Origin of the sequence: uncultured Anaerococcus sp. (genome assembly GCF_963510575.1) — a bacterium.
In the GTDB taxonomy this organism is placed as follows: Bacteria; Bacillota; Clostridia; order Tissierellales; family Peptoniphilaceae; genus Anaerococcus.
The window spans coordinates 1-14,298 of sequence record NZ_CAUPFR010000036.1 but is presented as its reverse complement, the minus strand read 5'-3'; the positions used below and the strand labels follow the sequence as shown (position 1 = coordinate 14,298).

The window sequence follows — 14,298 nt, the reverse complement described above, 5'->3', positions numbered from 1 at the left end:
GTGTTGGATAATCAATCATGTCCCCTGTCAGGAAAATCAAATCGGGGTTAAAGGTCGCTATTTTCCCTAAAATCTCATCGAGATTTGAAATCGCATTTGAATGCAGGTCTGAGATGTGGGTGATTTTTAGGTCGGTTTTAATCTTGGAATTTTTTATGGTGACCTTTTTCTCCACGCCAACAAAAGCTTGGTCGTGGAGATATTTGCCTGTCAAAACCATTGTGGCAAGAACAAGTCCTGCTACAAGTTTTTTATTTTTCATCTAAGTCTCCTAGGTAAAGGTCGCTCGCCATGTCGGAGGCAATCTTAAATCCAAGTCTTGGCGAAAAGCTCCTTCCGGTCACATCTGGTCCATCAACAGCAGTAGAGCGTTTAAATTGAGATTGGGCAAAGCGTTTGAAGTAGGATTTAAGCCACTTTTTGATTGTCCCTTCATCATAGGTATCCCCAAAGGCGTAGGTCGCCTCGGTTAGGATTTGATTTGCACTTTTGTGGTAGGTCAAATGTTGGTAGATGAAGAAGTCCAAAAGTTCGTAAGGGCCTATTATGTCCTCAGTTTTTTGGGTAATTTCTCCTGCCTTTTCGCTTACAAGTTCAGGTGAAATTGGTGTTTCCAAAATATCTGTCAAAACTTTTTTCAACTTATCATTTTCTGTAAAATGGGCGTAGGACTTGATTAGATACCTTAACTCGGTTTTCATCAAGGTCGCATTCACACCATAGGATGCCATGTGATCGCCATTGTAGGTGGCAAAACCTTGCATATTTTCAGATAAGTCGCCAGTTCCTATAACTAGGCCCCCACCCATGTTTGATAGGTCAAAGAGGACCTGGGTCCTCATCCTCGCCTGGGCATTTTCGTAGGCTAGGTCAGGAGTTTTTCCATCGTGGCCTATATCATGCAAATGCGCTGTGACAGACTTTGAAATATTTATTTCCTTAAGGTCGATACCAAGTGCTTGGCAAAGCAAATATGCATTTGACTTGGTCCTGTCGCTTGTACCGAAGGCTGGCATGGTGTAGGCGCCGATTTTTTCCTTGTCAAAGCCTGCAATTTCATAAGCCTTTGTGATGGCTAGGAGGACTGCAGTTGAGTCAACCCCACCAGAAACTCCCAAATAAACCCTGTCAGTTCCCACAGCCTTCATCCTTTGTAAAAGACCTAGGGCTTGAATTTCAAGTGCATCTTCCATATATTCTTTTGAATATTCTGCCTTTGGCAAGTATGGGAATTTCTCCACATGGTAAGGCTCATCGGTAAAGATATTGAAATTTTCAGTCCAATCTTCATTATATATTTCTATAGAAAATACTTGGCTATCTCCATCTAGGATTTGACCATTTTTTGCCAGGTAAGATTCGCCTGTGTAGACCATGTCTGTAGACGATTCGCCAGGTCCTGCCGAAGTGTGGACATAAATCACATCCTTTGATAGAAATTCAATATTTTTGCGGATTTTACCACCAGTGAAAATATTTCTGCCAAGTGCTGTTGGATTTAGGATGATATCTGCACCCATTTCCTTTAATTTTAATGATTTTGGAATGGTCATTTCCTCGTCTTCACCTATGGTGATTCCGATTTTTAGACCAGAGATAATACTTACAAAAGGTTCTTCATCCAATCTATAATCAAGTGCCTTAAATTCTCCCCTTGGTTTAGATTCGAAAATAGTTTTTTCGTAAGGCTTTAAATTTTCCTTGCTAACAAGACCCATAAGTTCGCCGGATTTTATAAGGGCCATGGCGTTGTAAAGGCCAAATTCAGTCCTTATTGGAAGACCTATTGTGAAGGCTAGGTCAAATTTTTCGCTAAAGGCGATTAAATCTTTTAGGCCATTTTCTGCTGATTTTAGCAAATCTTCCTCTAAATAGGCGTCATAAAGACTTGCCCCTGTTAGGCAAAGTTCTGGCAAGGAAAGGATATTTACCTTTTGTGCTTGACTTTCATTTATTAATTCTTTTATTTTTTCTATATTTTTTTTAACATTTCCCAAAGAAACTGGAAAATTTGCAGATTTTATTTTTATATTTTTCTTCATAATCAACCTCTTAGTCTTATTTTACCATTTTTTTATAAAAAAAGAGGACCCATTTGGGTCCCGCTCTCTAAATTTAATTTTATAGGTTTTCGATTTCTTCGATTAGGATTGGTAGGACTTCTGTAAAATCGCCAACTATACCGTAATCACAGTTTTTAAAGAATTGTGCACCCTCATCGTTGTTTATAACTACAACTTTTCTCGCAGAGTCAATTCCCTTTAAGTGTTGGAGGGTACCTGAAATACCTATACCAAAGTAAAGTTCGCCAGTAAATTTTTTGCCACTTACGCCAATATAGTGGTCATCTGAAACATAGTGTCTAACTTGGGCAGCAGGTCTTGATGCACCAAGGACTGATCCTGTAAGCTTTGCAAGGTCTTTTGCCAAGTCTAGGTTTTGTTTTTCACCAAGACCCATACCAACAGCCACAACCCTCTCTGCGCCTTCAATAGGGCCTTCTAGGTCAACTGGGTCCTTCTTAAGCTTAAGGCCATCAGCAAGGAGGCCTGCCACAACTTTCTTAACAGCTTCCCTAACATCTCCAACAAAGACTTCTTTCTTCCTATCTTCAACCTTAGCTGGGGCTTTTTTAACGGCATCTTCTGCCTTTGTAGCCTTCTTAGCATCTTTTTTATCCAAAATATAGGCTGCGATTGTTTCCTTCATAAGGTCGCCAGAACCATCATAGATTTGGCTAATCTTGGCATCCCTGTAAAGTTTATCAAGGTCAGCAGCAGATGATGAAGTACCACCACACATATCAAGGGCCTTTGATGTCAAATCTTCAGCAAGCTTTGACACAAAAAGTTTTGCCATAGAAGTATCCTTGCCATAAAAATCTGATTTAGCATCCATTTTTAAAGCCGCATCCCTAACCATCATCTTTGCTGCCTTAAGGTCTGTTGCCATAGAAGCGAGGATTGGACGGTTGACCTTGGCAGCCTTACGAGCCTTAAAGGTCTTCAAACCACTTTGTAAATAAGTTTGACTTGCCTCATAAGCAGCATCTGCCAGACCTAGTGCAAGGGCAGCTGTTGCGAGGTTGCTTGCCTCAAAAATTTCCTCAATATATTCATTTGCCTTGTTAAGGTCTCCAATTAAACTTTCCTTTGAAACTTTTGCGTCTTTTAAAATCAAGTCTCCAGTTATGACTGATCTTGAACCTAAATTCTCATAGGTTTTTGAAAAAGAAAGTCCTTGGCAATCCTTATCCAGGATGAAAAGTGAAAGGCCATTTTCCTTATCTCTTGGATTTGTAAGAGCTGTTACCAAATAATAATTTGCAAGACGGGCGTTGGTTACTAGGATTTTCTTACCATTTAAAATGAAGTAATCTCCATCTTCTGTGGCAGTTGTTTGGATATCCTCATCTTCTTCATAGTGGCCAAGACCACCTAGGTTTTTGCCATCTAGGAGCAAATTCAAATACTTTTCTTTTTGTTTATCATTTGCAAATTTACTTATAGGCCAAGTAGCCAAAGAAGTATGGGCAATGACAAGGCTTGCAAGTCCACTATTTACCCTAGCTATCTCCTCAACGGCACTAGCATAGTGGTCGTAAGACAAACCACAGCCCCCAAATTTTTCTTCAAATGGAAGGGATAAGAGCCCAGCTTCTCCTATTTCGCTTAGGATTTCAAGAGGAAAGTCCTCTTCCATAAAAGCTGCAAGTGGCTTAACCTTTTCATCTGCAAAACTCCTTACAAATTTTCTAAATTCATTAATTTCTTTTGGCAATTTATATGTCATATTTTCTCCTTAATTTACTATGCTTATATGTAAATGATACCCCTTATCAATTTCCTAAAACATTTTCATGTAAATTTTTATTCTTTTTTTTATTTAGTTTGTTATCAGCTAAAAACAGGTATAGTTAAGGTAGAAAAATATTTTTTTAACAAAGGAGAAAATATGCACAATATCATAGAAGTACTAGATAATATATATTGGGTAGGTGTTAACGACCGTAGAATCAACAGGTTTGAGAATATGTTTGAAGTTCCAAACGGTGTTTCTTACAATGCTTACGTTATAAAAGATGAAAAAAATGCCCTAATGGACTCTGTAGAAGGCGCTTTCACTAGACAATACCTTGAAAATGTTGCCGCAGCCCTTGACGGAGAAGACCTTGACTACATAGTCATTTCCCACATGGAACCTGACCACTGCAGAAACATAGACTTTATCCTAAATGCATATCCAAATTGTAAATTTGTCGGAAATGCCAAGACTCACAAGTTCTTCGAACAATTTTACGATAATAAATATGCTGACAGATATATAGAAATCAAAGAAGGCGATGAAATAAACCTAGGCAAGAGAAACCTAAAATTCGTTTTCGCTCCAATGGTTCACTGGCCAGAAGTATTTATGACCTACGAAACAACAGAAGGTCTCTTCTTCTCAGCTGACGCTTTTGGTTCATTTAACGCAATTGCAGGTAATATCGAAGCAAGCAAGGTAATCCACAAGGGTGACTGGCTAGAACAAGCTAGACGTTACTACCTAAACATAGTTGGCAAGCAAGGCAAGATGGTTCAAAACCTATTCAAAAAAGTAGCTGACCTACCAATTAACGCCATCCTCCCACTTCACGGCCCTGTTTACAAGGATGCTGACTCTATTAGCTTTATCCTTGAAAAATACGGACGTTGGGCAGGTTTCAAACCAGAACAAAAAGGTGTAGTAATTGTCTACGCATCAATGTACGGCGACACAGAACAAGCAAGCGACATCCTCGCAAACTACCTAGCCCAAGAAGGCGTTGAAGATATCATCCTTTACGACATTTCTGACTGGGATTATTCTTATCCAATCGCAGACTGCCACAGATTTACCCACCAAGTCTTTGCCCCAATCAACTACAACGCAGGCCTCTACTACAAGATGGATGCCTTCCTAAGAGAACTAGTTGGCACAGGCTACCAAAACAGAACAGTTTCCTTCCTAAACAACTGGTCTTGGGGTGGCAAATCTCTAGAAATTTCCCAAGAAATCCTAGAACCTGCTAAATGCAACTACATCGGCGACGTTGTAAAAATCAACTCAGGCGTAAAAGAACCTCAAGTCGAAGAATTAAAAGCCCTTGCAAAAATAATTGCAGAAGATTTAAAAAATACAGAAATCTAGTAAAAAAACAAAGCTCGGAGCAAAAATCCGAGCTTTTTATTTGAATTTTTCTTGGAAAATTATTTGGAAAATCAAAGCAAAATAAAGGTAAAATTTTCCTATATAAAAGGATGTTTTTTAAATTAAATTATCAAACTCAATTTCCCCTATATGTAAAGAAGGTTTTTAAAATATAGTAGATAAAATATTTTTAAATTATATAAAAGTAATTCTTTTAAACAAGAAAATTTTGTCTGCTTACCATAAATTTGCAACAATTTTATAGTCTTAGCCTAAAATCTTTTTGATTAGACTCAATTTTTTCTCGCTGTAAGGTGGGTACCTCAAAAAATTGTCAAAAAATCCAGCCTTGACTATAGATTTCCTGTTGGAAAAATTCATAAAACCAAAGTAGCCGTGGTAGCCTCCCTGTCCTGAATTTCCAACTCCTCCAAACTCTAGCCTAGGGTTAGCAACCTGCATCAAACAGTCGTTAATCGCCCCATTACCGTATTCCATTTCCCTAATAATTTTCTCTTCTATTTTCCTATCAGAAGTAAAGGTATAGAAGGCCAGTGGCTTGGGCATTTTTTTGATTTTTCTTAAAATTTCATCTAACTTATCAAAGGTAATAATTGGAATTATCGGTCCAAAAATTTCCTCACCCATAACAGGATCTGAAAAGTCTACCCCATCCATGATTGTTGGGGCAATTTTTAGGAGTTCTTTATCAAAACCACCGCCAAAAACAACCTTGTCTTCATCAATTAAGCCAAGAAGCCTCTCAAAGTGCTGGGCATTTATAATCCTTGGCAAGTCTTTATTGGCAAGTGGATTTTCCCCATAAAAGTCTCTTAGATTTCTCTTTAATTCTAAAATCAAGTCGTCTTTTACAGCCTTATCCACAAGAAAGAAGTCTGGAGCAATGCAGGTTTGACCGGCATTTACAGTCTTTGCCCAGGCAATTTTTTTAGCTGCCATTTTTATGTCAGCTGTCTTTTCAACCAGGCAAGGACTCTTGCCCCCAAGTTCTAAAGTCAACTTGCTAAGGTAAGGTGCTTGGGCTGCCATAATTTTTTTAGCAACACCAGGCCCACCAGTGTAAAAAACGTGGTCATAAGGCTGGCTAATTAATTCATCGTAATCGAGCTTAGTATTAACTAAATGAACGAAAAAGTCTTCCCTAAAATTATCACCCACAATTTTAGAAATAACTTTACTAGTCTCCGTAGATTTAGAAGAAGTCTTCAAAATCACAGTATTACCTGCGGCGATTGCCCCAACAACAGGTCCAAAGCTAAGATTAAAGGGATAATTCCAAGGGGAAATTATAAGGGTCACTCCAAGGGGTTCATAAATATAAAAACTTTTTGCTGGAAAAGTTATAAGGGACTTTCTCACCCTAATTTTTTTCATCCACTTATGAAGGTGTTTTTTAGCAAATTTTATCTCTTCTAGGACAAAATGGTATTCGGTAAGATATGATTCAAAATTTGTCTTACCCAAATCTTTTTCAAGGGCAGACAAAATCTCCTCTTCATTTTCCCTTATGGCGTCTTCAAGCTTGTTTAACTCTCTCATCCTAAAGTCATAGGACTTGGTAGAATTCTCAAGAAAAAATTCCCTTTGACTTTTAATAATATTTTCAAGATTCATAATTGTCCTTCACTCTTATTCGGTAATATTTAACTAAATATGTTCTTTGTATTTTAATCCTTCAAAATATCTTTTTCTATCCTTATACACATATATATCATTCCTAAAACCCACGGAATTAATATAATAAACAGGCCAACTAAGGGATCAAATAGTCTAAAAACTTCCCCTAATATTGCTGTTATCAATGTGATTCCAATACCAAATATTCCCAATTTTATACCAGACCTATACCAATAGGCATTTCCATTTTCCCAATTTGCTTGGCTTTGAACAAGTCTTGGGAGAAGGTAGTGAGAAGAGCCCACAAACTTAGATGAAGCTAAGCTTACTCCCCCACTTTTAAATTCTTTCCTAACTTCCTCTGGTGGATAGGGTTTGGGATTTTTTAAAAGATGGTAATTTACGATAATAATTAAAATATCTACGATTAAAAATATTAGATATATCTTATTGTCCATAAAAAAACTCCTACAATCCTGCTTTTTAATTATATAATTTTTAAATCTCGCCATTTTAATAAATTTGTCGTATATAAATCAAGATTGGCGAGATAAAAATATAAATACCCTATATAAGAATAAATTTATTTTCTTCATTGACACAAATAATAGACCTAGCAAGTGCCATATTTATAGGAACTGCAACGAATAACTTTATCTATAAAATAGTTATATTATTTCAAAATTAGACTGATGTTTGTCATACTCTTTCATCTGTAACTATATGAATAAGACCCCTATGGTCTGACTTTAGATATTCTTTCATAAAAGTCGGATAAGCCTTATAGTTTTCTAGTTGGTCGATTGGCAGCCAGTGCATATTCTCTTTTAGGCCTCCCATAGTATGACTATGGCTATTAAGATTTTTATCGCCCTTTGGTTTCATCATGTAATAAAAGCAAATTTCATGGCAGTCTACGCCTTTTAAGCTGGAGCTTCCAACAAAGAAATTCTCATGGATGATAGCCAAATAGTCCACTTCGTATTGGACGCCTGTTTCTTCGAATACTTCCCTTTTTACGGCTTCTTCAGAACTTTCCCCCAGATGGACTCCGCCACCTATGGAATAGTAATAGTCATCTACTTCATTTCCCGCAAACAAAACGCAATCATCTTCGATTATTATTGCCGCAGCCCTATACCTAAACCACTTATCACCCTTTCTAAATCCACAATCCTGGTCCATCTCTTCTCCCTTAAAAAAAATATCCCACAAAACAAAAATGACCCCTCTGGGTCAAATTTTTTCTTATTTTTTGATTTCTAATAAAATTTAATTTTATAGAACAAATTACAAACGGCTTATAAAATAGTTTATAAAACAATTGCAAAATGATTTTGTTTGCAAAAATTTTTACAAATCCTATTTTATAAGATTCTCAATTTCAGAATAACTTTGGCAATTCTTTTGAAAATTCATCCACAAAGACTATAAATATTTTCTAAAAATTGAGCGCACTTATCCTGTTTCCTTCAAATCCCTTTTTAAATTAGGGATTTTCTATGGGCTGAACTTTCCACTTATTTTTTTTAAGACAAATAGGGACAAGTTCGAACCTCTGCATAAGGATTTTCATAATTTTCCTTTCGGAAAATTAGGACAAGGCTATAGTACAGCTATAGCGTCGACTGAACTTTCTGCTTATTTTCTTTCAGAAAATAAGGACAAGTTCGAACCTCCGCATAAGGCTTTCCTTAATTTTCCTTACGGAAAATTAGGACAAGGCTATAGCTTCGATTTCTATTACTGCGCCTTTTGGAATATTTGCTACTTCTAGGGCAGATCTGGCTGGCTTGTGGTCGCCAAAAAATTCTTCGTAGACTTCGTTAAAGGCAGCAAAGTCGTTTACATCATCTAGGAAGACATTACATTTTACAATTTTATCAATAGATGAGCCTCCTTCTTCTACTATAGCCTTGATGTTTTCAAGGGCTCTTTTGGTTGCCTTTCTAATATCCATTTCTAGTTCACCAGTTGCTGGGTCTAGTGGAAGTTGGCCTGATGTAAAGATTAGGCTTTCTGTTTTTATCCCTTGTGAATAGGCTCCAACTGCTGCTGGCGCTTTTTTTGTCTTTATTTCTTTCATTGTATTCTCCTATTTTCTTAAATTACGATATCTTCAAAAATTCTTCTAGGGTTAAATTATTGTCGTAAATCTCCTTGGCATTTTCGACCCCTACAAATCTGAAATGCCAAGCTTGGGCCTTATGGTGGGTCTTGTTTTCCTTACCCTTTGGATATCTCTCGATAAATCCGTATTTGTAGGCATTTTCTGCTAGCCATTTGTATTCGGCTGTGGCTTCAAATTTGTCATTGTACTTGGTGCCTTCTGTGAAAAAGTCAAAGGCTGTGCCGGTTTGGTGTTCACTTGTACCTGCAGGTGAGGCTTCGATTTCGCCCGCATCGTACATCTTGCCCTCAAGCTCATAGCCCCTATAATCAGACGCTATCCTTAGGTCAAGTCCAACCCTTGCCATATCTTGGCGCATGGTTTCAAAGGCACGCCTAGCAGTCTTATCCACACCCGGGTCAAAATTTGCTGGAAGTGGGTAAGCTTCGCTAACGTAAACAATTCCGTTAACGACCTTAATAGTTTCATTTGCTTCGGTTTTAGATAAACCATACTTGTTTACATAATAATATGAATCATCAATCTTGACCTTGGCGAAACCATTTTCGCAACCATAAAAACCTAGGTATTGGCCTTCCTTTACAAACTTATCTGTCTTTGAATAATCATTTGGAAATTGGTAAGCATATTGGGTTTGCAAGCACTTTACATAAGAAATTAGCTCTGTCTGGTAAGCGCTATCCTCAACTTTTAGCTCATCCTTTACTTTTATATCTTTAAAACCGATTTCAGTTGCCACATGAACTTCGGATTTGCTGGCTTTCTCGTCTTTGTTTACTGCTGACATCAATTCACCCGAAGCAATCCTATATTCGCTTGGCCTTCTAATCTGGTAATCATCCTCTTTTTGTAGGGCAAACCTTGCTGTTGTTAGGGTCAAAACTGCCCCAAGACCTAGCAAAATTACCTTTCTTCTCTTTTTTCTAGCGTCTCTTCTCTTACGCCTTTTAAGCTCTCTGATACCTTTGTTTGACATATCTCATCCTCTATTTATTTCAATATTTTCGTGTAAGTCTAGGGGATTGCAATATCTTCGCTTAAATATATTTCAATTTCCTGCTATAGTTTGATATTACATTTTGTTATCTCTATTATAACACTATTTTGAAGAAATTAATAGGGCAAAGTTCCTAATTTTTGCAGAAAAACACAAAAAATCCGATAAAAAAATCGGATTTTCATGAATTTTAGTTTTATTTTGACTAAATCTCAAAAAGCTTTTTAATAAAGTTTATGAAACCTGTTTTTTCGCCATCTTTTTTTGTTGACTCTGACTTTAGGATTTTATGATTATTTACCAAATCATTTTCCTTGATGGCTGCTTCTGCCCTTTCATGAGCAAGGATGGCTTGTTTCATAAGGGCTTCTTGGGCATTAAAATTGTTCTTATTTTCAACTGGCAAATATTCGCCTGTTGCATAAAGTTTTCTGATTTTCACATCGTCAGCAAACATGGTATCTAAGAAGTCTAGGACGTATTTTTTTACATCAGGATCTTCGATTGGCACAGCCACTTCCACCCTATTTCGGATATTTCTGGTCATGAAATCTGCTGAAGAAATAAAGACTTTTGGGTTTTCCTTGCCAAATTGGTAGACCCTGTGGTGTTCGAGAAACCTGCCTACAATCTGGTAAATTTCAATATTTTCACTTAATCCTTCCACTCCCGGCAAGATACAGCAAACGCCTCTGACCATCATTTCTATTTTGACTCCCGCCTTTGAAGCCTTGACCAAAAGATCAATTAATCCCCTATCAGAAATGGAATTCATCTTTAGTCTGATATAGGCTTCTTCTCCATTTTTAGCCTTTTTAATCTCTTTTTTGATCAATTTTTCAAGGCCTTCTGCCATGGATTTTGGCGAAACCATGAGCTTTTCATAAGAGCCTTCGAGGTTGCCTATCAAAATATTATCAAAGAGGTCTTTGGCATCCTGACCTATGGTCCTATCCCCTGTCATAAAGGAAAAATCAGTATAAAGTTTGGCTGTCTTTTCGTTGTAATTACCGGTGGCAATCTGGGTGATGTAGGAAATTTCACCTCCAACATATTTGGTAATCAGGCAAACCTTGGAGTGGCACTTGTAGTGGTCAAAGCCGTAGACAATTTTACAGCCTGCCTCTTCTAGTCTTGACGACCAGAAAATGTTGTTGTCTTCGTCAAATCTCGCCCTAAGCTCCATCAGAACTATGACTTCCTTGCCATTTTCGCTTGCTTTTATCAGACTTTTGGCAATTTTCGAATCTTTAGCAATCCTATAAAGGGTGATTTTTATGGAAGCCACGTTCGGGTCAGTCGCTGCCTCATCTAAAAGCCTTATCATAGGGTCCATGGACTCGTAAGGATAGGATAAAATTATGTCTTTTTCTAGGACTTGGTCAAGCATTGGCTTTGTTGGATTGACCATGGCTGATGGTTGGGGGTTGAATTCCTCGTAGGAAAGTTCACTTTTTATCCTCTTTGGCAAATTTCCAATGAAATCAAAGATAAAACCCAACTGCAAAGGAGTTTTAGTTACAAAAATCGACTTGTCATTTAATTCAAAATTTTTGCATAAAAATTCCTTATCTTCTATGTCAAGGGGGCTGTCAACCTCAAGCCTAACAGGTTTTAGCCTCTTTCTTTTTTTGAGTTTCCCCTTCATATAGGTCCTGAAATCTTCCTCAACATCATAATCATCATCGTCATAGGAGATGTCAGCATTCCTGGTAAGGCTCATAACAAAGGCGTTTTGAACCTTGTAGCCCTCAAAAAGTTCTGCCCCAAATTCCTTGATTATATCTTCAAGGAGGACGTAGGTCCTATCGGCTACCATAACCCACCTATTTAGCCTTTCTGGCAGGTAGATTATCCCGATAATTTCCTTTGGACTTGCTGATTTAGACTTTTTCTTTACCAGGTCAAAGACTACAGACATGCTCAAATTTGCAAGTCTTGGCAGTGGGTGGACCCTGTCAATTATTTGAAAAGACAAAATCGGTTCGATTTTTGTGTCAAAATAGGTCTCGCAAAGGTCCCTTGCCTTCTTATCTAAGTCTGCCACTTTTTGTATATTTATACCTACTTCTGCCAAGTCACTTAGGAGGTCAAAATAAATTTGGTCCTTCCTTTCATACATTGGCACTAATTTATTTAAACAGGCGTCAATTTGTTCACTTGCGCTCATGCCAGACTTGCTATCGATAGGTTGTTTTTTAAGCTTGGATAAGTCAGTCAGTGACCCAATCCTCACCATGAAAAACTCCTCTAAGTTAGTATCATAAATCGACAAAAACTTGAGTCTTTCAAGTATTGGCACAGTCTTATCCATAGCTTCATCTATGACCCTCTTGTTAAAGTCCAGCCAAGATAATTCCCTATTTTGCGTATAATTTTTCATGTCTAGCTCCTTCCTAAAAGCTTGCTATAGACATATCCTTCCCTAACACCAGTTTGGCTGATATTTATTGTTTCAACTGAGAAAAACTTGCAAATCTTATCCATAATCACCATGCCAGGCAATAGAGTGTGAATCCTATCTGGCTTGATATCAAGGATTAGATGCATTTTTTTCTTATCACTCTTTTTGATTAAATCCTTAACCATCTTATTAAAATCACTTGCATTCATAGACCTAACCTCATCGCCAAGGTCATAATATTCCCTATAAACCATGAGGGCTGCACGGGCAGAACCTCCAACAGCTGATAAAACCTTGAATTCTTCCCTATACATAGAAGCATCATCAAAAAGTTGGACGACACGTTTTTCTATATCCTTCCTGCTAGCCTTATCCACAAAAAGCCCTTCAACATAATCATTAAAGGCTGAAAGAGAGCCAATTGAGAGGGAAGTTGACTTGATAACCTTGCCCTGATCAATAAGGACAACCTCAGTCGAACCACCACCTATATCGCAAAGGACACCCTCCTTGACATCTGTAGAAACAGCCGCACCCACAAAGGCAAGCTGGGCCTCCTCTTCACCGGATAAAATTTCTATCTCAAGGCCAAGCTCATCTCTCATAAGGTCTAAAATCTCAGACCTATTAGCCACATCCCTCACAGTCGCAGTCGCAAACGGATGGACTTCGTCAATATCGCCAAAATTATCCACAACAGCCTTAAAGTTGGCAAGGGTTGTAAAAAGCCTTTTAATCCCCTTTTCACTAAGTCTGCCACCCTTGACATAGGATTTAAGCGAAACCTGTTCTTTTTCAGAAAATAAATTCACAGCCTCCCCGTTTTTTTCCTTGTAAACTGAGAGCCTAACAGTGTTTGACCCGATATCCATAATTGCGTAAATCATCTTACAAACCTCCTATAAAAGTCAACCTATAGTCAACTTCCATTATTTTGTCAATTAAATCCTTAGTTTCTTGGCTTTCCTTGGTCATAAATATATTTACCCCATTTTCCCTATCCTTAGTCACAAGTTTTTCAGCCAAGTAAAGGGCCGGGTCGATAATGTTAGCTTGGTAAGTGAGTCTTTTTTTGATTTCGTCCTTGATAATAGGATAGTGGGTGCAGGCAAGGACAATATTTTCGAGTTTTTTCTCATTGGCAGTGGATAAATATTCATCCAATGCCTCATTAAGTGTCTCACCTTCCAAAACACCACTCTCAATTAAATTCACCAGGTCAATGGCCTTTGACTCGTAAACTGTGCAAGGCTTTTTAGACTCCAGTGTGGATTTGTAAAAGTGGCTCTCCATGGTTGCCTTGGTGCCAAGGGCAAGAAAATCCCCCTCAAAACCACAAGCAGCCTCCACAGCCATGTCAGCAATGGTAATAAATTTCTTTTTGTACTTCCCCCTCAAATAATCCTTGCAGGTCACAGAAATGGTATTGCAAGCAATTATGTAATAATCTATATCATAGCCTTCCAAAAAATTGACAATATCAGTCGCAAAGCTTGTAATTTCAGCCTTAGACCTGTTTCCATAAGGCACTCTGAGATTGTCACCTAGATAAAAATAATTAGCCTTATTCTTCTTAGCAAGCTCATTTAAAACGGCACCACCACCCAGACCCGAATCAAAAATTCCAATATTAGTCATCGATTAGGTCCACCTTTCTCACAAAATTATAGGAATCCTTTAGGTTTTCAAAGGCCCTGTTAAGCCTATCCTCATCCCTAAAAACCCCAAAAATACTAGCACCTGACCCAGATACCAAAGCCTTAATAGCTCCGTTTTTAATCAAATTTTCCTTAATAGGATTTAGGTGGGCAAAGTCTTTTAAAACCACATCTTCCATCACATTTTCAAAGTCATTAACAATCGACCAATCACCAGCCTCAAGACCCTCAAGGATTTTTTTATTATTTATGTGGCCAAAAAGCTTAGTTTTTTTGTAAACGTGGGCAGAAGAAATAT

At 37.7% G+C, this 14,298-nt stretch carries 12 protein-coding genes and 1 pseudogene; 1 reads left to right on the top strand and 12 read right to left on the bottom strand.

Features of this window, described 5'->3' with window-relative positions; genetic code table 11:
- The 3 genes from RQ907_RS04130 to RQ907_RS04120 all read right to left on the bottom strand — a co-directional run.
- A partial coding sequence (locus RQ907_RS04130; RefSeq protein ID WP_311492129.1) for a metallophosphoesterase occupies positions 1 to 262 on the bottom strand: 262 nt, incomplete at its 3' end.
- Complete coding sequence (gene nadE / locus RQ907_RS04125; RefSeq protein ID WP_311492128.1) at positions 252 to 2,042, bottom strand: NAD(+) synthase; 1,791 nt, start codon at positions 2,040 to 2,042, stop codon at positions 252 to 254. The genes nadE and RQ907_RS04130, both read right to left, overlap by 11 nt.
- Before the next feature lie 79 nt (positions 2,043 to 2,121).
- Positions 2,122 to 3,792 (bottom strand): acyl-CoA dehydrogenase family protein, encoded by a 1,671-nt coding sequence (locus RQ907_RS04120; protein WP_311492127.1) that lies wholly within the window; start codon positions 3,790 to 3,792, stop codon positions 2,122 to 2,124.
- Positions 3,793 to 3,954: 162 nt separating this feature from the next.
- Between RQ907_RS04120 and RQ907_RS04115 the strand changes: the two genes are divergently transcribed.
- On the top strand, positions 3,955 to 5,172 hold the full coding sequence (locus tag RQ907_RS04115) for an FprA family A-type flavoprotein (RefSeq protein ID WP_311492126.1): 1,218 nt from the start codon (positions 3,955 to 3,957) through the stop codon (positions 5,170 to 5,172).
- Between the two features lie 267 nt (positions 5,173 to 5,439).
- Here RQ907_RS04115 and RQ907_RS04110 read toward each other — a convergent pair whose 3' ends face one another.
- From RQ907_RS04110 to RQ907_RS04070, 9 genes and pseudogenes are all read right to left on the bottom strand, one after another.
- Entirely contained in the window at positions 5,440 to 6,807 is a 1,368-nt protein-coding gene (locus RQ907_RS04110) for an aldehyde dehydrogenase family protein (protein WP_311492125.1), read from the bottom strand.
- Positions 6,808 to 6,860: 53 nt separating this feature from the next.
- Positions 6,861 to 7,268: a hypothetical protein gene (locus tag RQ907_RS04105; protein ID WP_311492124.1), complete on the bottom strand. Its 408-nt coding sequence runs from the start codon at positions 7,266 to 7,268 to the stop codon at positions 6,861 to 6,863.
- 241 nt (positions 7,269 to 7,509) lie between these two features.
- Positions 7,510 to 7,995 carry an NUDIX hydrolase gene (locus RQ907_RS04100; RefSeq protein WP_311492123.1) on the bottom strand — a complete coding sequence of 162 codons (486 nt, stop codon included), beginning with the start codon at positions 7,993 to 7,995 and terminating at the stop codon, positions 7,510 to 7,512.
- A 529-nt stretch (positions 7,996 to 8,524) separates the two neighbouring features.
- Positions 8,525 to 8,896 (bottom strand): RidA family protein, encoded by a 372-nt coding sequence (locus RQ907_RS04095; protein WP_311492122.1) that lies wholly within the window; start codon positions 8,894 to 8,896, stop codon positions 8,525 to 8,527.
- Between the two features lie 22 nt (positions 8,897 to 8,918).
- Positions 8,919 to 9,917, bottom strand: a complete 999-nt coding sequence (locus RQ907_RS04090; RefSeq protein WP_311492121.1) for a M15 family metallopeptidase — start codon at positions 9,915 to 9,917, stop codon at positions 8,919 to 8,921.
- A 226-nt stretch (positions 9,918 to 10,143) separates the two neighbouring features.
- Complete coding sequence (locus tag RQ907_RS04085; protein ID WP_311492120.1) at positions 10,144 to 12,321, bottom strand: RNA degradosome polyphosphate kinase; 2,178 nt, start codon at positions 12,319 to 12,321, stop codon at positions 10,144 to 10,146.
- A gap of 2 nt (positions 12,322 to 12,323) precedes the next feature.
- Complete coding sequence (locus RQ907_RS04080; protein WP_311492119.1) at positions 12,324 to 13,229, bottom strand: exopolyphosphatase; 906 nt, start codon at positions 13,227 to 13,229, stop codon at positions 12,324 to 12,326.
- Between the two features lies 1 nt (position 13,230).
- The gene (murI, locus tag RQ907_RS04075) at positions 13,231 to 13,980 is read right to left on the bottom strand and encodes a glutamate racemase (protein ID WP_311492118.1); all 750 of its coding nucleotides are present in this window, start codon (positions 13,978 to 13,980) and stop codon (positions 13,231 to 13,233) included.
- Positions 13,973 to 14,298 (bottom strand): annotated as a pseudogene (locus RQ907_RS04070) (4-(cytidine 5'-diphospho)-2-C-methyl-D-erythritol kinase); the annotation flags it as partial. The gene murI and the pseudogene RQ907_RS04070, both read right to left, overlap by 8 nt.

Bases quoted from the DNA above. Each gene is read 5' to 3' on its own strand.
- RQ907_RS04110 (WP_311492125.1), bottom strand. From the start codon at position 6,807: ATGAATCTTGAAAATATTATTAAAAGTCAAAGGGAATTTTTTCTTGAG.
- RQ907_RS04085 (WP_311492120.1), bottom strand. From the start codon at position 12,321: ATGAAAAATTATACGCAAAATAGGGAATTATCTTGGCTGGACTTTAAC.
- RQ907_RS04090 (WP_311492121.1), bottom strand. From the start codon at position 9,917: ATGTCAAACAAAGGTATCAGAGAGCTTAAAAGGCGTAAGAGAAGAGAC.
- nadE (WP_311492128.1), bottom strand. From the start codon at position 2,042: ATGAAGAAAAATATAAAAATAAAATCTGCAAATTTTCCAGTTTCTTTG.
- RQ907_RS04100 (WP_311492123.1), bottom strand. From the start codon at position 7,995: ATGGACCAGGATTGTGGATTTAGAAAGGGTGATAAGTGGTTTAGGTAT.
- RQ907_RS04105 (WP_311492124.1), bottom strand. From the start codon at position 7,268: ATGGACAATAAGATATATCTAATATTTTTAATCGTAGATATTTTAATT.
- murI (WP_311492118.1), bottom strand. From the start codon at position 13,980: ATGACTAATATTGGAATTTTTGATTCGGGTCTGGGTGGTGGTGCCGTT.
- RQ907_RS04095 (WP_311492122.1), bottom strand. From the start codon at position 8,896: ATGAAAGAAATAAAGACAAAAAAAGCGCCAGCAGCAGTTGGAGCCTAT.
- RQ907_RS04120 (WP_311492127.1), bottom strand. From the start codon at position 3,792: ATGACATATAAATTGCCAAAAGAAATTAATGAATTTAGAAAATTTGTA.
- RQ907_RS04115 (WP_311492126.1), top strand. From the start codon at position 3,955: ATGCACAATATCATAGAAGTACTAGATAATATATATTGGGTAGGTGTT.
- RQ907_RS04080 (WP_311492119.1), bottom strand. From the start codon at position 13,229: ATGATTTACGCAATTATGGATATCGGGTCAAACACTGTTAGGCTCTCA.